This window comes from Brassicibacter mesophilus, from assembly GCF_050433385.1.
GTDB classification, from domain to species: domain Bacteria; phylum Bacillota; class Clostridia; order Tissierellales; family Proteiniboraceae; genus Brassicibacter; species Brassicibacter mesophilus.
Genome location: NZ_JBNPXI010000022.1, coordinates 1 through 20,461 on the forward strand (window position 1 = coordinate 1; position 20,461 = coordinate 20,461).

12 protein-coding genes and 1 rRNA gene are annotated in these 20,461 nt (G+C 30.1%); all 13 read left to right on the forward strand.

Annotated features, from left to right (window positions below; all coding sequences use genetic code 11):
• Positions 1-90 (forward strand): 5S ribosomal RNA (rrf, locus tag HNR33_RS18150); the annotation flags it as partial.
• Between the two features lie 290 nt (positions 91-380).
• On the forward strand, positions 381-881 hold the full coding sequence (locus HNR33_RS18155) for a thioredoxin family protein (protein WP_429086117.1): 501 nt from the start codon (positions 381-383) through the stop codon (positions 879-881).
• A gap of 205 nt (positions 882-1,086) precedes the next feature.
• Positions 1,087-3,420, forward strand: a complete 2,334-nt coding sequence (locus tag HNR33_RS18160) for a vitamin B12-dependent ribonucleotide reductase (RefSeq protein WP_429086120.1) — start codon at positions 1,087-1,089, stop codon at positions 3,418-3,420.
• A gap of 312 nt (positions 3,421-3,732) precedes the next feature.
• On the forward strand, positions 3,733-5,169 hold the full coding sequence (locus HNR33_RS18165; protein ID WP_429086123.1) for an SIR2 family protein: 1,437 nt from the start codon (positions 3,733-3,735) through the stop codon (positions 5,167-5,169).
• Between the two features lie 92 nt (positions 5,170-5,261).
• Positions 5,262-5,951 carry a TIR domain-containing protein gene (locus tag HNR33_RS18170; protein WP_429086125.1) on the forward strand — a complete coding sequence of 230 codons (690 nt, stop codon included), beginning with the start codon at positions 5,262-5,264 and terminating at the stop codon, positions 5,949-5,951.
• A gap of 281 nt (positions 5,952-6,232) precedes the next feature.
• Positions 6,233-7,708 carry a type I restriction-modification system subunit M gene (locus HNR33_RS18175; RefSeq protein ID WP_429086128.1) on the forward strand — a complete coding sequence of 492 codons (1,476 nt, stop codon included), beginning with the start codon at positions 6,233-6,235 and terminating at the stop codon, positions 7,706-7,708.
• Entirely contained in the window at positions 7,701-8,894 is a 1,194-nt protein-coding gene (locus tag HNR33_RS18180) for a restriction endonuclease subunit S (RefSeq protein ID WP_429086131.1), read from the forward strand. Before HNR33_RS18175 ends, HNR33_RS18180 begins: the two co-directional genes overlap by 8 nt.
• A 17-nt stretch (positions 8,895-8,911) precedes the next feature.
• Positions 8,912-12,316, forward strand: a complete 3,405-nt coding sequence (locus tag HNR33_RS18185; protein WP_429086134.1) for a DEAD/DEAH box helicase family protein — start codon at positions 8,912-8,914, stop codon at positions 12,314-12,316.
• Positions 12,317-12,390: 74 nt separating this feature from the next.
• A complete protein-coding gene (locus HNR33_RS18190; RefSeq protein WP_429086137.1) occupies positions 12,391-13,086 on the forward strand; it encodes a hypothetical protein in 696 nt (231 codons plus the stop codon).
• 655 nt (positions 13,087-13,741) lie between these two features.
• The gene (locus HNR33_RS18195; protein WP_429086139.1) at positions 13,742-15,610 is read left to right on the forward strand and encodes a TnsD family Tn7-like transposition protein; all 1,869 of its coding nucleotides are present in this window, start codon (positions 13,742-13,744) and stop codon (positions 15,608-15,610) included.
• A 317-nt stretch (positions 15,611-15,927) separates the two neighbouring features.
• Positions 15,928-16,743 (forward strand): TnsA endonuclease N-terminal domain-containing protein, encoded by an 816-nt coding sequence (locus tag HNR33_RS18200; protein ID WP_429086142.1) that lies wholly within the window; start codon positions 15,928-15,930, stop codon positions 16,741-16,743.
• Positions 16,736-18,880, forward strand: a complete 2,145-nt coding sequence (locus HNR33_RS18205) for a hypothetical protein (protein ID WP_488167844.1) — start codon at positions 16,736-16,738, stop codon at positions 18,878-18,880. Before HNR33_RS18200 ends, HNR33_RS18205 begins: the two co-directional genes overlap by 8 nt.
• Positions 18,880-20,367 (forward strand): AAA family ATPase, encoded by a 1,488-nt coding sequence (locus tag HNR33_RS18210; RefSeq protein ID WP_429086147.1) that lies wholly within the window; start codon positions 18,880-18,882, stop codon positions 20,365-20,367. Before HNR33_RS18205 ends, HNR33_RS18210 begins: the two co-directional genes overlap by 1 nt.
• The last annotated feature ends 94 nt before the right edge of the window (positions 20,368-20,461 follow it).

Genomic DNA, 20,461 nt, shown 5'->3' on the forward strand with positions numbered 1-20,461 from the left:
CCTGTTCCCATACCGAACACAGAAGTTAAGCCTTCCAGCGCTGATGGTACTTGGGCGGAGACGCCCTGGGAGAGTAGGACATCGCTGGTTCTTTTTATTTTTTGGATAAGTATTATTAGGATAGTAATTACTTGAACTAAGAGATGTATATAAAATATTGAAAGCATAAAAATATAAACCCTAGCATAATCCTTGATTTCGATAGGATATTGCTAGGGTTTTCATTTTCCATTCCCACTTTATACAAGTTGTAATTAAAAAATATATATATTATAATTTAAGAAAATACTTAATACAATTAAATAGAAGATAATAATTACTATTATATAAATATCAAGAATATAATTGGTCTTGCATTATTGAAAATGGGGGTGTATTTTATGGATATTTATGAATTGTTTAAGAGCGGACTATCTTTTGATGCTTTTGTGAGTACAGATACTGGATCATATAGAGATAGAACACTAGAGATATTTAATCAAATTAATTTTGATGAAGAATATATACATAAGATAAAAAACATAAATAGAAAAATAAATGTAATCATTTGTGCTGAAATGTGGTGTCCAGATTGTATGATAAATGTCCCGGTTTTAGAAAAAATGAGAAAATATAATGACAATATCAATATATCTATTGTAGGAAAAGAAGGAAATGAAGAGTATTTTAAAAAATACGCACATGGTGAAAGTGTAAAAATACCAACGTTTGTTTTTTATGATGAAGATTTTAATGAAATAGGAAGCATAATTGAGCATCCTAAAAAAATAAAGGATATAATAGCAAACGGTAATCAACCAAACATAATAGTGGCAATGAGAAAGTATAGAAAAGGTGAATATGCACAGGAAACATTAAAAGATATATTAGAAATTTTATAGGGCTTAAAGGCCCTTTTTATTTTTGGATTTTTAAATTTATCATAAAACAATACTACTAAAAGAAAAAATCAATATAATTCGTTTATAGGACTAATAATTATCGAAATCAGACATAAATGACTTTGACACTTGCATATGTTAATGATACAATATATCGTACCGAACATAAATGACAACACTAAATATAGTTGCTGGAGGGGTATTAATGCAGTTAAATGATAATGCAGTTAAAGTATTAGAGAGAAGGTATTTGACTAGAGATGTCAATGGCAATGTTATAGAGACACCTGAAGAGATGTTTAGAAGAGTGGCAAATCATATTGCTAAAGCAGATAGCTTATACGAAGAGAACTCAGATATTAATAAAACAGAAGAAATGTTTTATAACATGATGACTAATGTTGAATTTATACCGAACTCACCAACATTAATGAATGCAGGTAAAGAGTTAGGACAGTTATCAGCATGTTTTGTACTTCCTATAGAAGATTCAATGGAAGGAATATTTGATGCTATTAAGAATGCAGCACTTATACATAAAAGTGGCGGAGGAACAGGTTTTAGCTTCTCTAGGCTTAGACAAAGGGGTTCAACAGTTAGATCAACAGGTGGTGTGGCATCTGGACCAATAAGCTTTATGAAGGTATTTAACTCTGCTACAGAGGCAGTAAAGCAAGGAGGTACCCGAAGAGGTGCCAACATGGGAATATTAAGAGTAGATCATCCAGATATAATGGAATTTATAAGCTGTAAAAAAGATACATCTGAAATTACTAATTTTAATATTAGTGTTGGATTAACTGAAAGATTTATGGAAGCTGTAGAAAATAATAAAGATTATGAGTTAATTGATCCTCATACAAAAAAAGTAATTGGAGAATTAAATGCTAGAGAAGTATTTAATCATATAGTTGATATGGCTTGGAATAATGGAGAGCCAGGTATAATTTTTTTAGATAGGATAAATAAGACTAATCCAACTCCTGCATTAGGAGAAATAGAAAGTACTAATCCTTGTGGTGAGCAACCACTATTACCTTATGAATCATGTAATCTTGGTTCTATAAATCTAGCAAAGATGATAAAGAAGATAGACAATGTATACGAAGTGGACTATAATAAGTTGAAATCAACAGTAGAGAAATCCGTTCATTTTCTTGACAATGTTATAGATGTAAATAAGTATCCTTTAATTCAAATAGATGAAATGACTAAAAGCACTAGAAAGATTGGTCTAGGGGTTATGGGATTTGCGGATTTACTATTCTACCTAGGATTGCCATATAACTCAAAAGAAGCAGTTGAGTTAGCAAATAATATAATGAAATTCATAGATGAAGTATCTAAGAAAAAATCAACTGAATTAGCTAAGCAAAGAGGAGCATTTCCTGAATATGAAAAGAGTATCTATAGAGAGAAGGGAATACTTTTACGAAACGCAACAACAACTACAATAGCACCTACTGGAACTATAAGCATTATTGCAGGTGCTAGCAGTGGTGTAGAACCATTATTTGCAGTTTCGTTTGTAAGAAATGTAATGGATAATGACAAGCTTTTAGAGGTTCATCCATACTTTGAAAAAGTTGCTAAGGAAAGAGGCTTCTATTCAGAAATATTGATGGAAAAAATAGCAGAGGAAGGGACACTAGCTCATATAGATGAGATTCCTGAAGATATAAAGAAAATATTTGTTACTGCTCATGATATATCTCCAATATGGCACATAAGGATGCAAGCTGCTTTTCAGAACCATGTTGACAACGCAGTTTCGAAAACAGTTAATTTTAAAAATGAAGCAACAAGAGAGGAAGTTGAGCAGGTATATACATTAGCATATAAGCTTGGATGCAAGGGAGTAACAATTTATAGAGATGGTAGTAGACAAAATCAGGTTTTAAGCACTGTAAAGAAAGAAGACAAAGCGAATGAAGCTGAAGCAAGAAATACTTTAGCAATTAAACCAAGGATGAGACCTGAAGTTACTGAAGGCATGACAGAAAAGGTTAGAATAGGCTGTGGAAACCTATATATAACAGTAAATTATGATGAAAACGGAATATGTGAAGTATTTACTAATGTAGGAAGAGCAGGAGGATGTCCAAGTCAAAGTGAAGCTACAAGTAGACTTATTTCAATCGCACTAAGATCTGGTATGGATGTAAAATCGATCGTAGAGCAATTAAAAGGTATAAGATGTCATTCAACATTACGTCAAAGAGCTACTAACAAGGATATCAAAGTATTATCTTGCCCAGATGCAATTGGCAAGGCTCTAGAAAAAGTCATGAATGAGTATGTTGATGTAGATAACTCATCTGTTAATGATATAGTTATGGAAATAGAAAGAGAAGTGAAGGAAGTATTAAGTCCGCAATGCTCTATAGATGAAGAAGTAGAAATAAGTAGTGAATTATCAGCTAGCTTAGAAATTCAGGTACCAGCAGGTAAAAATATTTGTCCTGAATGCGGCAATAAGGTTGAACATGAAGGCGGATGTATGATTTGTCGCAATTGTGGATTTTCTAAGTGCGGTTAATGTTTTAGCAAAATAAAGTTGGGAAGAGTAAAATAAAGTCGGGAAGAGATAAATAAAGTTGGGAAGAAAATTTACAACTTTTAAAAGAATAAAATACCAAGATAATATCTAAATAGAAGAAATTTTCATAATAAATGTCTAATAAGTCATCTAGGGAATATTCACAATAATATAATCCTAGATGACTTATTTAATTTGGATTTGGGACAGGTTTACTAAACAAAAGAAGTTTAAAGGGTATAAAATGATCAAGTTGATATTATTAAATATGAAACAGTTATTAGAAATGAGACTATAATAGGGAGGTAATACATGAGTAGTATTAGCATACAAGAATTTGAAAGAGAGTACTTGAAGGCACTTAAGAACGAAAGTGCTGCGGTGTTCGCTGGGGCAGGAATGTCAAGAGTTTCAGGTTATGTTGAATGGAAAGAATTGCTTAGGGAATTTGCTGAAGATATTAATCTTAAAGTAGAAAAGGAAGATGATTTAGTATCCCTTGCACAATATTATTATAATCAACGTGGTGGAAACAGAAGCATAATATCAAATAAGATAATTGAAGAATTTACTAAAGAGACTAAACAAAATGAAAACCTTGAAATTTTGACATCATTACCAATAGAGAAATACTGGACAACTAATTATGATTCACTAATTGAAGATACCTTAAAGAATTATTCTAATAGAAAAGTTGATGTTAAGCGTACAGTTGAAAATCTTACTACTACTTTACCAGGTCGAGATGCAATTGTTTATAAAATGCACGGTGATATAACACAACCTCATAATGCTGTTATTATAAAAGATGACTATGAATCATATAACGAAAAAAGACAACTATTTACAACAAGTCTTCAAGGTGATTTGGTATCAAAAACTTTCTTGTTTATAGGGTTTAGCTTTGAAGACCCTAATTTGATTTATATCCTCAGTAGAATAAGGATTCTATTAGGCGAAGAGCACAATAGGATGCATTATTGCTTCATAAGGGAAGTAAAAGAAAGTGAGTATCAAAACCATGAAGACTTTATTTATGACAAGACTAAACAAGAACTCCGTATTCAAGATTTAAAAAGATATGGGATATCTGCAGTTCTTGTTAAGGAATACTCTGAAATAACTGAATCACTCAGAAGGATTCAGTTCAAGCATAATCTTAATAGTATTCTAATATCAGGTAGTGCTGAGATATATGGGGATATGGATGAGGATAAAGCAGGACAGTTTATTTATACGTTATCCAATCAACTTGTAAAGAGAAATTTTAAGATAGTTACTGGATATGGTAAAGGGATCGGAACATATGTTGTTTCGGGTGTCTTAGAAGAAGTGTATGAGAATAAGTATGGACATGTAAGTACTTATTTAACCCCAAGACCATTTCCGTTTATTCACAAAGGAGATATAGATATTCAAGAGATAGCAAAAAATTATCGAAAAACTATTGTTGATGAATGTGGTGTTGTAATATTTATTTTTGGCAACAAGACAGATAAGGAGACTGGAGAAATTGTAAATGCATCTGGTGTTTATCAAGAATTCAAAATAGCTAATGAAAAAGATAAGGTTATTATTCCAATTGGTTCAACTGGGTTTATGTCGAAAAAAATTTTAGAAGAAGTTGAAAACGATTTAGAAAAATATTGGTATTTAAAGGACTCAATAGATGTTTTAATGGATGAACTAGATCCGGTAAAAGTTTTTGCGGAGATATCAAAAGTAATTACAAAAGTAAAAGGAGCATAATTATCGCTATAAGAAGCCGCAAGTCTTGTAGGAAAGAGTTGCTCTCCTAGATATTTGTTATTAAATGATAGAAGGGGTAAGGAGGTTAAAATATGGGATATAAAATATTTATATCTTATAAATATGCTGATAATGATGTTAATCATATAGTTGGTGAGTGGTATGAAAATAATACAGTGCGAGATTATGTTGATAAACTTGAAGAGTATCTAAATGACAAGTCAGATCATATTTATAAAGGTGAATCGGATGGAGAAGATTTGTCTAAACTGAGTGAAGATTCTATATGGAAGAAGTTAAAAGACAGAATATATGATAGTACATTAACTATTGTAATGATATCAAAAAATATGAAAGAGTCGTGGGAAGTAGATAAAAATCAATGGATACCTTGGGAAATATCATATTCCTTAAAAGAAGTATCTAGGAAAAATAGAAGCGGTAATTCTGTTTCAAGTAAAACTAATGCAGTGATAGCAATAATTATACCTGATTCAAACAATTCTTATGAATATTATACATACAATAAGAATTGTTGTGATAGTGGTTGTAGAATGCTTATGACCAATACCCTATTTGGAATATTAAAAAATAATATGTTCAATATGAAAGATGCTGAAACAAAAGAATGTTCTGACGGGTCAAAAATATATTATGGAGATAGTAGTTACGTAACTTCAGTAAAATGGGATGATTTCATAAATAATATAGATGCATACATTGATAAAGCATATGAACTACGTGATAATATTGATAATTATGAAATATTTAAAGAAGTTTAGTTTTTATGTAATAATCTACGACTAACTAATATATAGTTCAATGGTAAAAATAGAGAGATACTAAGAATTAAGATTAGCAGTGAAAATTTAAAAGTGGGTCAAGGTTAATTAATTGGAGAATTAATTAATCTTGACCTCTAATTATGCCCATTGTTTTTATTTAACAGTTATCCTTTGTATCAACAAAAGAAGGAATTGTAGAGGTGTTTGTGGAATTATTTTAGATATCGATCTACTAAATATAGCAATAAATCATAATGCAATTAAAAGGAGAATCATAAATGATAACAGGACAAATTAAGAATAAAATAGATAAGATATGGACTGATATATGGGCTGGAGGAATTACGCAACCCCTTACAGTAATCGAACAATTGACATACTTAATGTTTATTAGGTCATTAGACGAGAAGGAAATGGAAAATGAGAGCATAGAGAATTTAGGTGGCGAAGTTCCTAACAAGATATTTCCACAGACTCCTGATGGTAAAGATATGCGTTGGTCTAAATTTAAATATAAGGACGCTAGGGAAATATTCGAAATTGTAGGACAAAAGATATTCCCATTTATCAAATCTATGAATAATAATAAAGAATCTGCATTTTCTAGATACATGGAAGATGCTATATTTCTAATTCCAACACCACAGGTTTTACAAAAGATCATAACTGGATTAGATGATTTATATGATCATGATATAAAGGACTTAGACATGCAAGGAGACTTATATGAGTATATGCTCGGCAAGCTATCAGTCGCAGGTCAAAATGGCCAATTTAGGACACCAAAGCATATTCGTGATATGATGGTTAAATTAGTGGCTCCTATACCAGGTGATAGGATTTGTGACCCAGCTTGTGGAACAGCGGGGTTTTTGGTTTCATCAGCTGAGTACATCAGAAGAAAATATGAAAGTGAAATGACAGCAGAACAGTGGGAAAAGTTTGAGGGAGATGCTTTTTCAGGGTTTGATACAGACCGAACTATGCTTAGACTTTCTGCTATGAACTTGATGCTACACTCAATTTCTAATCCACATATAAACTACGCAGATAGTGTATCAAAGCAAAATGAGATTTCTGATGCTTATGATGTTATTTTAGCTAATCCACCATTCACAGGAAGTATTGATAAAGAAAGTATTCACGATAACTTAAAAGCAATATGTGATACCAAGAAGACAGAACTACTTTTTGTTGCATTATTTATCCGTATGCTGAATATGGGTGGAAGATGTGCTTGCATTGTGCCAGATGGAGTATTGTTTGGTTCAACAAAAGCCCATAAAGCACTAAGGAAAGAACTAGTTGAAAATCAAAATCTACAAGCTGTCATTTCCATGCCTACTGGTGTATTTAAGCCATACTCAGGAGTTTCCACTGCTATACTAGTATTTACAAAAACAAATGCAGGAGGAACAGAACAAGTCTGGTTTTATGATATGAAGTCTGATGGATTTTCTTTAGATGATAAGAGAAATAGTTTAGGTAATGAAGGAGATATCCCTGATATAATTAGTAGATTCCATAATCTTTCAGATGAAAAAGATAGAAAGAGAATAGGGCAAAGCTTCCTTGTAGATAAGGAAGAAATAAAGAACAATGAATATGATTTGTCTATTAATAAATATAAAGAGATAGAATATGAAAAAGTAGAATATGACACACCAGAGGTAATTATGGCTCGTCTTGATGAATTAGCCTTGGATATAAGTTCCAGTATGAACGATTTAAGGGGGCTATTAGTGAATGAATAAATGGAAAATGGTGAAACTTGAAGAAGTATGTTCCTCAATTATAAGAGGCCCTTTTGGCAGTGCTCTGAAAAAAGAATTTTTTGTACAAAAATCTAAAGATTCTTATAAAGTATATGAGCAAAAACATGCAATAAAAAAAGAACACGAAATAGGTGAATATTATATAGATGAACATAGGTATAATCAATTAAGCCGATTTAAGGTGAGACCGAATGATATAATAATAAGTTGTTCAGGTACAATAGGTGAAATGTTTCAGTTGCCACAAGATTGTGAAGAAGGAGTAATAAATCAAGCACTTTTAAAACTGACTTTAAAAGATACTATTAATAGTAGTTTTTTTCAATACTTTTGGAAGTCTTCTATTAAAACATTGAATAGTAGAGGAAGTGGTATCAAAAATATTTCATCAGTAAAGCATATTAGAAAAATGAAAATTCCATTGCCACCACTTAAGGAACAAAAACATGTTTCAGATATTTTAGATAAAACACAAGAAATAATAAATAGTTATAAAAGACGATTTGAAGAGCTAGATAAATTGAATACAGCTATTTTTAATGATATGTTTGGTGATATCAGAGATAACAAATTTAAGAAGAAGACTTTGCCTAAATTAGTGAAGAATAGCAAATATGCAATTAAAAGAGGACCATTTGGAGGTTCACTTAAAAAAAAGGATTTTGTTGAGAGTGGATATTTAATATACGAGCAAAGGCATGCTATACATAATGACTTTGAATATGAAAAATATTACATAACACAGGAAAAGTACGATAATATGATTGCCTTTATGGTTCAGCCTAGAGATTTAATTATTAGCTGTTCGGGAACATTAGGAAGAATTGCTGAAATACCACCAAATGCTAAGAAAGGTGTAATTAATCAAGCATTATTAAAGCTAACATTAGATGAAAATATTATGAATAATATATTCTTCATGAATTTATTTCGTCACGATGTAATGCAGGATATTATATTTGGTATTAGTTGCGGAAGTGGCATAGCAAACTTTCCTTCAATGAAAATCATTAAGAACATAGATTTTATTACACCACCTATAGAACTTCAAAATAAATTTGCAGCAATAGCAACCAAGATAGAAGAACAAAAATCAATTGTAAAACAATCTATTACAGAAAGTGAAAACCTATTTAATAGTCTTATGAGTAAATATTTCGATTAAAGAAAGCAGGTGATTATATGGCAACAAATTTTGGATTTCTTAAGAACTCAACAGAATATCAGCTCTTTGCCAGTGCATGTATTGATGCAGAGAATGTATTATCAACTTCCCCTGCTATGTCAGCGGTTGGAAGCAGAAAAGCATTTGAATTAGCTGTGAAATGGGTGTATTCTGCGGATTCAACTGTAAAAATGCCATATAAGGATAACCTGCAAGCTTTAGTTCATGAGGAGTCATTTAGGTATGCTGTTAACCCTTCAACATGGAACAAGTTGCAGTACATTATAAAGATTGGAAATATCGCAGTACATACAAGTAAAGCCATTTCCAAGAATGATGCGATTCTTTCATTATCTATCTTATTTGAATTTGTTGAATGGATTGACTATTGCTATGGTATGGACTATGAGGAAAGGAAGTTCAATGAAAGGCTAATTCCAGAAGCTAGCCATAACCAACAGTTAGCAAAGAAAATTGAAGCTAGATTATTGAATGAATTAAAGAACTTTAAAGAAGAAACTAATAAGTTAATAGATGAAAAGGATAAGGAGATTGCAAGACTTGTTGCAGAGCTTCAAAAGAAAAGTGAAGGAATTACAGCTAATAAAGAAGAACACAAGGCAGAAAGAGAGTTTACACCAGAGGATTTATCTGAATATGAAACAAGAAAAAAATATATTGATGTAGACCTAAAAGCACTGGGATGGAGATTCTCTCAAAGTAAAAGAAAAGATTGTGTAGAAGTAGAAATGCCTGTTGTTGGGATGCCTAAGGAATTAGGTTCAGGTGAAGGTTTTGTAGATTATGTACTTTGGGGAAAAGACGGAACACCTATTGCTTTAATTGAAGCAAAGCGAACCTTCAAAGACGCAAGAAAAGGTACTCATCAAGCTTGGTTATATGCAAACTGCATTGAACAAATGACAGGACATAGACCTATTATATTTAATACTAATGGATATGACTATTTTATTTGGGATGATAAGACAGGACCACAAAGACGGGTAAGCAGTATATTTTCAAGAGATGACTTACAAAGACTGTTTAATAGACGGTTTACAAGAAAGAAACTTAGTGAAATAGAAATTGACGATAGAATTACAGATAGATACTATCAGAAACAGGCAATTAGAGTTGTGTGTGATAATATTGAAAGAGGGCATATGAGATCTCTTTTGGTAATGGCAACTGGAACAGGTAAAACCAGAACTTCTTCAAGTTTAACTGATGTTCTATCAAGAGGTGGATATATAACGAATACTTTGTTTTTAGCAGATAGAACAGCTTTAGTAAGACAGGCAAAGGATGATTTTAAAAACTATCTTCCTGATATGTCCCTTTGCAACCTTTTATCTAATAAAGATGATAAAAACGCTAGAATAGTATTTTCAACTTATCCGACTATGCTAAATGCTATAGATAGAATTAGAAATGCAGATGGTAGTAGATTCTTTACACCTGCACATTTTGATTTGATTATTGTTGATGAAAGTCATAGAAGCATCTTCAAAAAGTATAAGGCTATTTTTGACTATTTTGATGCATATTTAGTTGGTTTAACAGCAACCCCAAGATCAGATGTGCATAGTAGTACCTACGAATTCTTTGAGGTTGAGAAAAATGTACCTACCTTTGCTTATGATTATGACACAGCTGTTTATAAGGATCATGTATTAGTACCCTTCCACAATATAGAAGTTACCACTAGGGTTTTGTCAATCGGGATTACCTATGATGATTTATCAGAAGAAGATAAAGAAAGGTATGAAGAAGACTTTACAGATGAAGATGGAGAAATGCCAGATGAAATCCCTGCACCAGAGATTAATGAATTTATTTTTAATCAAAAAACGGTTGACAATGTGATTAATGATCTTATGACAAATGGATTGAAGGATGGGAGTGGGAATAGATTAGGAAAGACTATAGTTTTCGCTCAAAATAAAAATCATGCACAGTATATTGTGGATCGTTTCAATAAACTATACCCAGAATATAAAGGAGAGTTCTGTAAGCGAGTTGTATGTGATGATGATTATGCTCAGGACTTAATTACACAATTTAAAAATCCATTAAAAGAACCACATATAGCAGTATCAGTAGATATGTTGGATACAGGGATTGATGTAAGAGAAATAGTAAACCTAGTATTCTTTAAGCGTGTGAGGTCGAAAATTAAGTTTTGGCAGATGATTGGCAGAGGCACAAGGATAAGACCAGACTTATTTGGGAAAGGGAAGCACAAAACTTGTTTTTATATTTTTGATTATCTGAAGAATTTTGAATATTTCAGAGAAAAAAAGAATGGTATCGAAGGAAGTTCAAATATCTCAACACATGCCAGTATTTTTACTAAAAAAATAAAATTAATTTTTCATATGCAAGATGCAGCTTTTATAAATGAAGAATATCAAGATTTTAGAAATAAGTTAGTAGATGATGTTTCTGAACAAATCTCAAGGCTTACAACTGATAGAATAGATGTTCAGATGAAAAGGAAATATATAGATAAATATAGAGAAAAAGAAGCATTTATCTGTCTTACTGAACAGGACAAATCAAACCTGATAGACAATATAGCTAATCTTGTAACTATGGATGATAATGATGATAAAGCTATTGGATTTGATAATTTAATGTATGGATTAATGCTATCTCAGTTAGAAGGTAGTAAGGGTTTTACAAGATTAAAAAATAATACTATTTTAAAAGTATCTATACTTTTAAAGAAAACTACTATTCCACAGGTTAAGGCAAAATTACCTATACTAAAAGAAGTAATTGAAGATGAGTTCTGGGATAAATCAGATATTTTAAACTTTGAAATAATCCGTATAGACCTTAGAGACTTAATGAAGTTTGTAGTAACAGATGGTAGAAATATAGTATATACTAACCTTGAAGATGTAGAAACTGAACGTACTGAACTTAAGGAATTTGAACTTAACTATGACTTTGAGGATTATAAGATGAAAGTTAATAAATATATAGAGGAACATAAGAATAATATAGCTATTCATAAATTAAGAAACAATATTCCCCTTACTCAAGAGGATTACAAAACTTTAGAAAAGATATTTACAGGTGAACTTGGAACCAAGGAAGATTATGAAAATAACTTTAAAGACACTCCTTTTGGCTTACTTGTACGAAGAATTGCCAAAATGGAGAGAGATGCAGCTATGAAGGCGTTCTCAAGTTTTATTAATGAACATAACCTTAATGCTAATCAGATTGTATTTGTAAATAAAGTGATTGACTACATAGAGCAGAATGGCTATGTTGAGAATGTAGGTGAACTTACTAGACCACCCTTTGATAAGCCTCAAAGCTTCATTAAATTATTTGACCCTGAGAAGCAGAAGAAGTTTGTTAATATAATAAATAAGGTAAAAGAAAATGCAACCAAAATTATAAGCTAATATTAGAGTCCTAGAATAAGCATATAGCATATCTAGGACTTGTATTATTGAATAAAACAATAGGGAGAATTTGTATGTTATCTACTTACGATATTAAAAAAATGTGTGCTCCACCAACAGATAATAAAGCTTACTACAGACCTATTCTATGTAAGGGAGAAATATCAAAAGTTGACATATTGTTTGTAGGAACTAATCCAGCTACTCCTATATATCCTAAAGACATGGATTTAGATACTTATGTTGATTTACTAATGAATTATGAAAAGTTTATTAATTATTATAAACAGTGTAGAATTAAGGACGGAAAATCAGAAATTTCTAGGACACGCATAGGAATGGATTCGTTTTTAGGTTGCCTATCAAATATCACAGACTCTGTAATCGCTGAAACTGAGGTGATTCCGTATCCTACTAAAAGTCTAAAATTACTGAAGAAAGAACCTTTAGATATAATTGAGAGAGGCAAAGAAATGTTTTATGAATTACTTATGGAACTTAAGCCTCGATTATTGATTCTACATGGTAAAAAAACGGTAGAGTATGCTAATGAAATATTAATACAAAAAGGAGTTCTATTTGAAGATAGTATTAATTTGGATCAATCTATTGAAGTAATGGAAAAACAAATACCACTTTGTAGTTTCAGATATAATAATGAAAAGATAGCAAATATTATGGCTTGTAGGCATTTTATGTATTATGGTTCTAAGGGTAACTCCTTTAAAGTATTTAGAGAAAACATATTAAATATACTACAAGATAATTAACAGAAGAAAACTTTATATGATCTAAATATAATAACATGATTAATATTGATTAGTCAGCAAAACAAGGAAGTGGAGTTAAATTTAATTCCACTTCCTTGTTTTTTTAATCCTAATTTGTGATAGTTAGATATAAATGCTTATTCCTTTAAAAGTTTATTATCAGCTGTAAGTGTTGCAATTACTTAATATAAAAAGAAGTGTTGTAATAGAAAGAAGTAATCATTTTAGATTAATCCCAAAGTGTGATTTCAACTGCAATAAAATATTGTTCCGTATGAAATATACTTTGAAGACTATGCAATAATTTCAACTCAAATTATTAATTTTGCTAGTAATATACTAAATGCTATTACAATAAGCCCTCTACCTATAAAAAGTAAACCTCTATGACCTTTCATAAATACCACCCCATGAAATCTTATAGTATTTTTTCTATATATATTACATTAAATTATATAAATTACTCTAATATAGTAGGTTTAAAATAATTTAGTATATTAGTAAGCCTAGTATTTTGAAATTTCGTATACTATCAAGATAATTGTTATTGTATTAGTGATTCATTAGAAATATGGATTAAATTGGTATATTTTATGAAATATAACAAATAATAGTTTGGATTTTATATTCAAAACACCAAGAAGAAGGGATTAGTATGATTTCAATATTTCCATCACCATACCCAGATGAAATAATAAATAATATTTTTTATAGATACCACATAATTAGTGGAAATACATCAATTGAACAAAGTCTTAATGATTTGTTCGCGAGACTATCCTATACTCACCTATCAGATTTTCCAGCTAATACTGGAAATCTATGTCTTCAACTTAATGAACTCTACACTCCTGAAGAATTTATATATAATTATACCCCATTTCCTATATTCACAGTTTTTCTGTCTGAAAAAAAAGTTTCAAGTTATATTTCACAGACGAAGTCAAATAAAGCTTGTAGTTTGAAGATGAAATTATATGATGAGTCAAAGCTAGTTACTAAAAGAAAATATATTAAGATATGTAGAAAGTGTATGGAAGCAGATAGAAAAGAATATGGAGAAGCATATCCCCATAGAATTCATCAAATTGAAGGTAATTATATTTGTCATATTCATAACGAAATACTAGAATATTATATAAAACCTAAAAATAAAAGTAAATGGGCTTTTATAGATATTAATGATGTGGATTTAATAAAAGAGTCCATTGACATTACAGGAATAGAAAAAGAAATACGAAATATATCTAATGATATTTTGTTTATTATTAAAAATTATAGAAGTTTTCCAAGTATAGATGATATTCTTAAAAAATACAAAATAGCTTTGTATAAAGCTGGATATATTAGCTATAGTGGGAAAATAAATCAAATGAAACTTAGTGCAGATTTCTTGCAATATTATTCTAAGAAATTTCTTGATTTATTATATTCAAATATAGAAATTGAGGATAAACGAAATTGGATAAGAAAGATAACTGGAAGTTCTATATCTAAGTACAAAGTCCATCCAATTAGACATATATTATTGGTAAGATTTTTGTTTGGAAAAGCAAATAAGCTTCTTTCTTATAACGAAAAAATACATACATTTGGAGAAGGACCTTGGCCTTGTTTAAACCCATCGGCTTACCATTATAAGGAGAAAGTTATTTATGATTTTAAACTTAGCAAATATGGTGAATTGACTAACCCTATAGAAGTATTTACGTGTAATTGCGGGTATGTTTATTCCAGTAAAGAGATAGATAAAGAAAACTTACCCATAAAAAATAGAACACTTCAATATGGATATGTATGGGAGTTAGCATTAAAAGAGTATTTAATAACCAGGAATTATAGTATTACAGAAATAGCTCAAATGATGGGATGTCAAAATCCAACTATAAAAAAAATAGCATGTAAATTAGGTCTTGATATTTATTTAGATAATCAAGTTAATATAGAAAAATATAAAAATTCTTCTATTGAAAATAGAAATAAAAATATAGAGTTAGAAAAAGAATACATAAAAACAATAACCGAGTATATTAAAATGACTCCAAATGTTACAAGAAATGAAATTCATAATAAGTTTAGAAGTGAATATATTTGGCTGTCTAAAAATCATAGAGATTCCCTAGAAAAAATATTACCTAATCCTGTCCCCCGAAAAAAGAATAAATGCATAATTGATTGGGAAAAACGTGATAGGGACTTCTATATCAATGTTAAGAAAGCTATTGAAGATATAAAACATGAAACAAAACCAAGAAAAATAACAATTACAGCAATTGGTAGAGAAGTTGGGTATGAAAAGTTAAATAGAATAGTAGATAGCCTTCCAGAAACAAAAAAGTTACTACAAGATGAATTAGAAACAACAGAACAATTTGCAAAAAGAAAAATTGACTTTATAGCAAAGAAAATAAAAGAAAAAAATAAAAATTTAACTAAAATGAAAATATTAGAGGGAACTGGAATACGTAGTCCATTAAGCAATGAAATCGAAGATTATATTATAAACGTATTAGATAATCAATAATGTAATGATAACAATGTTTTGACCGTACAATAAATAACTTGATATTAAAGTAAAAGATGGCAATCACAATTGATTGCCATCTTTTACTTTTTGAGATAGCAATACAGAAATATTTAAAAATTAATTATATATACATAAGAGCACAACAAATATATTGTATATTTTTTAAGTTACTTGGAAATAATAAATAATTTATAAATTTTTGGTATATTAATTATTTTTTTTGTTAAATATATGGGGATAAATAGAAACTGATACTTGATTAGTTGTAAAAAAATATTAATTATTGTTAATTCTGATGGGAGGAATAATTGAATATGCCTAAGCAGAGAAAGACTGATAAATATAGGCAGTTGGAAAATCGAGGAGTAGGAAGAAAGGAAGAATATCAACCATTTTATAAAGTCCATGAATTTGGATCAAGAGGCAGAGTACATCGGATAATGGGATGGATAACTAGAAGAGTCTATCAATTAATGAGTGACCTAGAATTATATTATTTTCTAATTAGGCAATGGGATGGTGATAATATTATTGATATTAGAGAACAATTTCCATTGTTACCTTTGGAAGAAACATTGCAAATAGCGGAAGAAGAAGGTATTATACATCCGCCTAGAAGTAGAAAAAATAAAACAGTTATGACTACTGATTTTGTTATAACATTTAAAGAAGGAGGACTCTTGAAGGATATTGCTATCGCAATAAAATACAATAGTGATGCAGATAACTCAAGAACAAAGGAAAAGTTAAGACTTGAAGAGCTATTTTGGAAAAAGAAAGGCATAGATTGGAAGTTAGTAACAGATAAAGAAATACCCAAGAGAAAGGGACAAAATATTTACTATATCTATAACAGCTACTTTTGGGCTGAAGAAAAAGGTTTAGGTGTAGAAAAAATACAAAGACTAACGTACCAATTCCTTAACAAATTAACTCATAACAATCTAAATATTTTACAAAGTATCAATGAATTTGAGATAGAGAATTGTTGGGTTACAGGAGAAGGTTTAAGTTTTTTTAATTTATTGTTAACAAGGAAGATCATAAGTACTGATTTAAATAAAAAATTTAATTATCATACCATGGATATTGTGATTAATGATGAAGAGGTATGGAAAATTGATGTATAGATATTTTATGGTAAATGACATTCTTCAGTTCACAGATAACAATGACATGGAAAGAATATTGTGGATAGACCCTAACTATGAGTATTGTTATACAATCGACATATTATCTAATAGTTTAAAAATTGTGATTAGACCCATAGAAGAACTAAATAGCTGGGGTAAAAACAAGGAAATTTTTATAAAAACAGAAGATCCAACATTTAAGGTTATTCTTGAAGAAGAAATAAATGATGAAAATATAAAAAGACGAGATGAGGCATTAGATATTGTTAATTTTGTTGTAAATGATGCAACTGAACCCGATATTTATAATCCACATAGTAGAAGAAAATCTATATTAAAAGCAACTAAAAAGTTTAAGATTGGTGAGAAAACTATTTATAAATATCTTAGAAAGTATTTGCAATCAGGGAGAATAAAGAATTCATTATTACCTGAGTTCAGTAATTGCGGTGGGAAAGGTAAATCAAGAAGCTCTCTTAAGAAATTAGGAAGACCTAGAAATTTTTTCTATGTAACAGGAGAAAGGAAAGGAATTAACATTGATGATAATATAAGAAAGATATTTGAAACAGGTATTACTAGATATTATAATACTCCAGAAGAGTTATCATTGCCACAGGTTTTTAAACGAATAAAGAATGAGTTCTTTATTAAAACAGTTATAGAGGATGAAAAAATTGTAAAAAAGACACTATCCGATGATCAAAAACCTACCCTAGGTCAATTTTTATACTATTTTCATAGTGTAAGAGATAGAGACCTAAAGAAAGAAATTGTATCAAGAAAAAGTGAGAAATATTATCTAAACAACTGTAAAGAACTAAAATCAAGTTCAAAGTTTGAAACTATTGGAGCAGGTTTTCGATATCAGATTGATTCTACTGTAGCAGATGTATACTTGGTAAATAGATTTGATAGAAGTTCCATTATTGGTAGACCAGTCGTATACATAGCAACAGATGTATCAAGTACATGTACAACAGCTTGTCATATTGCATTAGAAGGTCCAAATTGGAATGGAGTTGCTTCACTAATCTATAATATGATGGAAGATAAAGTTGAGTACTGTAAAAAATTTGGCTTTGAAATACATCCTGACGATTGGAATATCAGAGGACTTCCTAGGGTAATTTTAGCAGATAGAGGAGAAACTATAGGACCAATTGCGGAAGGTATTATTGAAGACTTAGGCATATCTCTTGAAAATACTCCACCATACTTTGCAGCTGCAAAAGGGTTGGTTGAGCAGTATTTTGATACTACTAATGAATTTATAAGAGAATATTCTCCTGGGACAATTAAGAAACAATTTAGAGAAAGAGGAGATAGAGATTATCGTTTAGATGCAATATTAGATATAAATCAGTTTACTCAATTAATATTATGTTCAATAATTGAAAGAAATAAAAGAGTAATGAGTAACTATAAATTATCAAAGGAAATGATTGCTGATGGAGTAAACCCAATTCCTATTGAAATTTGGGACTGGGAAATCAATAATAGATCTGGAAATCTATTTACCATACCTGATGAAAGATTGAAGTTAGGCTTGATGCGTAAGAACAAAGCCATTGTAACAGAAGGAGGTATTAAATTTCAAGGCAAACTGTATACCTGTGAGAAGGCAGTAAGTGAGCACTGGTTTGCAAAAGCGAGAACACAAAAAAGTTGGTACGAAGATATTTGTTTTGATAATAGAAATATGACTCACATTTATTTGATTAACAAGGAGAGTTACAGGTTAGAAACATGTAAATTAAGAGAAGATTATTATGAATTATATGAAAATATAAGCTTCGAAGAGTATGAAGACCTAGAATTTATGAATACAGTAAAGGTTGGCGAGTTAGGGGATTATTCAGACCAAGTTAAAGTGGATTCAAATGAAATAGCTGAGAATATTATAAGTGAAGCTGAAAAGATGACCAGTAAAGCAGACAATAAGAAAAAGAATACGAAAGGTATTAGGGAAAATAGGAAAAAAGAAAAAGTGATATATGGAAAAGAACAAGCATTAAAATATGGAGAAATAGATAATGAGGCAAATAGCGAAATTATTCCTAACGAAGAGATTGATGATTCTGTAAAGATTCAAGTAAGGAAGCTTAAAGAGATATTAAAGAAGGTGAAATAATGGGAACAAAGTATTGGAAGAATTATAAAGGTACACAATATGATGATTATAATAATCAAGGATTATTCTTGTATAACAGTCAAGTAGATGCTAGATATATAGAGCAAGATGAACCTACTTTTAAAGGTAATTTACTAATAGAAGCATTACCACCAGTATTGAATTTTGAACAGTTATTTGAGAGGGTTAGAGAATTTCCTATATATGCAGATAGTGAATGTGATTATTCTAAGGAGTACAGGCTAGGAGCTATAGGAAGGCTAGAAAAATATGTACTCCCATTATCACAGTATCAAGAGATACATAACAAAATTTCTATAGTAATGAGAAACGGATATGTAGGTAAAAAGATAATGGAGCCCAAATTCATAAAGGATTTGAACAACTCTTCTAAGCTTGTTAAATCAACTAATAAAGAATTAGAAGAATATCAAGAAGCTAAATGCATGATTAGAAATGATTTAGGTGCTCAATATGGATTTTCTGTTTTTGGAATAAGTGGTGCAGGAAAAACAACTGCTTTAAATAAGATTTTATGTATATACCCACAATGTATTGTTCATACAGGAACAGATGATAATAGATATTTGTTTAAACAAGTTCCATGGATAAAAATAGATTGTTCCCATAATGGTACAGTGAAAGGTTTATGCCAAAACTTTTTTAGTAAGATGGATGAGGTGTTAGGAACAAATTATTTAAAACAATATGGTGGTAGAGGATTTTCTATTAATAGAATGCTTGTTAGTATGACCCATGTTGCACAAAAACATGCGCTTGGGGTGCTAGTTATAGATGAAATCCAACATTTAGCGAATTCAAAAGGGAAAGCAGGCAACGCTTTAGACTTTTTTGTAACCTTAATGAATGAAATAAAGATTCCAATTATTAATATTGGAACATATAAAGCTGTACAACATGTATTAGCTAAAGAATTTACTCAAGCCCGGAGGAGCTCTGGCCTTGGAGAAGTAGAATTTATACATATTGAACAAGGTAGTGAAGGTGAATGGGACTACTTTATTGAACATTTGTGGAACTATCAATGGACTAAGGAAAAGGTAGACATAACAGATGAATTTAAGCATGTAATGTATGAAGAAACAATGGGTATACCAGATAGAGTAGTAAAACTGTTTATGGCTTCTCAAATTAGAGCTATTCTTGATGAAAAGGAAAGACTAACAACTGATTTAATAAAGAAGGTTGCACAAAAACATAGTGTAGAAAACTTATATGAAAATAAAAAGTATACTTTAGAACAGAAAGAAAAAATAAAGAGAATTCGAAAAGAACAAAAAGAAAAGAAATTTAAGAAGAAAAGAGATTTAATTAATAATATAGTTTTCTACTTTTCTCAGTTAGGCTATGAATATAAGTTTTTGTATAAAATAGCAGAAAATACGGTAAATAGATATGGAGCAGATGAAGATATTGAATCTTTAAAAAGAAAAGTAGCAGAAGTAATTTTTCACAAAAACAATTAGAAGGAAAGAAATAAAAGAAGTTTATAAAGATATTAGTTGAATAGAATAAATAATTAACAAAACTAATTAAGCAACTTTGAGAGACGACAAAACG

Coding starts and splice junctions, on each gene's coding strand:
- HNR33_RS18190 (WP_429086137.1), top strand. CDS start 12,391: ATGTTATCTACTTACGATATTAAAAAAATGTGTGCTCCACCAACAGAT.
- HNR33_RS18195 (WP_429086139.1), top strand. CDS start 13,742: ATGATTTCAATATTTCCATCACCATACCCAGATGAAATAATAAATAAT.
- HNR33_RS18170 (WP_429086125.1), top strand. CDS start 5,262: ATGGGATATAAAATATTTATATCTTATAAATATGCTGATAATGATGTT.
- HNR33_RS18175 (WP_429086128.1), top strand. CDS start 6,233: ATGATAACAGGACAAATTAAGAATAAAATAGATAAGATATGGACTGAT.
- HNR33_RS18160 (WP_429086120.1), top strand. CDS start 1,087: ATGCAGTTAAATGATAATGCAGTTAAAGTATTAGAGAGAAGGTATTTG.
- HNR33_RS18180 (WP_429086131.1), top strand. CDS start 7,701: ATGAATAAATGGAAAATGGTGAAACTTGAAGAAGTATGTTCCTCAATT.
- HNR33_RS18165 (WP_429086123.1), top strand. CDS start 3,733: ATGAGTAGTATTAGCATACAAGAATTTGAAAGAGAGTACTTGAAGGCA.
- HNR33_RS18155 (WP_429086117.1), top strand. CDS start 381: ATGGATATTTATGAATTGTTTAAGAGCGGACTATCTTTTGATGCTTTT.
- HNR33_RS18205 (WP_488167844.1), top strand. CDS start 16,736: ATGTATAGATATTTTATGGTAAATGACATTCTTCAGTTCACAGATAAC.
- HNR33_RS18210 (WP_429086147.1), top strand. CDS start 18,880: ATGGGAACAAAGTATTGGAAGAATTATAAAGGTACACAATATGATGAT.
- HNR33_RS18200 (WP_429086142.1), top strand. CDS start 15,928: ATGCCTAAGCAGAGAAAGACTGATAAATATAGGCAGTTGGAAAATCGA.
- HNR33_RS18185 (WP_429086134.1), top strand. CDS start 8,912: ATGGCAACAAATTTTGGATTTCTTAAGAACTCAACAGAATATCAGCTC.